We start from the raw sequence: 728 nt of genomic DNA on the forward strand, positions 1-728 counted from the left end.
ACGGTATTCTGATGTGACAAAACCTGAGTCCTTTATAGTTAAAGTGTTTGTTTGCACTCATATTTTAACTATTTAGACTCAGGTTTTTTTATTTAAAGCAAACTATGGGACAGTAGTGCTTATGGCCTCTTTTTTTATTATGGATTTGGTGGAATCAACTGATCCAAATCCTTATCAGCAAGTTGATCTAACTCACTTAGATCAGTTTGAATTTTCCACTGGCTTTCATCTTCAACAGGGTTGGGCAAACGCGCTTCAAGCCAATCACAAACGGTATTGGGATCAAATTCAGGATGATTACATTGAATGACCCATGCCAAAAAGTCCTTTGCTTCACCATTCATATAGGGTGGTGGTGACACAGGGAAAAATTGTGTTGGTAAGCGCTCGTTGGTTGATAAGTAATTCAGAACATGTCCAAGTTCTTGAACAGTTTGCCATGCCAGTGCGTGTTCTACATTAATACTAAATTTAAACCACCACGCATGTTGCTCGTCTGTGCCATGTGCAATGATTCTTTCCTTTTGCACGCTTGGAATTTTAGAAAAGAAATCGTAAAGACGATCAAAATTCATTTCAGACACTGAACCACTCCAATACTAAAAAAAAGATATTAACTAGGACTTACGCACTATTATTTATAGACTCTCTGTGGTAGCAGATGATTTTTATCGAGAATAAAGTCATCAATGAAGTTTTTGATCATTGGTCTAAATAATTTCTTCTGC

Annotated in this window: 1 protein-coding gene; it reads right to left on the reverse strand. The window is 36.7% G+C overall.

The genetic code is table 11. The features are described 5' to 3' along the window. Positions 1–137: 137 nt before the first annotated feature. Positions 138–584 (reverse strand): hypothetical protein, encoded by a 447-nt coding sequence (locus ACSC97_RS18225; RefSeq protein WP_004908900.1) that lies wholly within the window; start codon positions 582–584, stop codon positions 138–140. Positions 585–728: the final 144 nt, after the last annotated feature.

It is taken from the genome of Acinetobacter sp. P1(2025) (genome assembly GCF_051390655.1).
Taxonomy (GTDB): Bacteria; Pseudomonadota; Gammaproteobacteria; order Pseudomonadales; family Moraxellaceae; genus Acinetobacter; species Acinetobacter junii.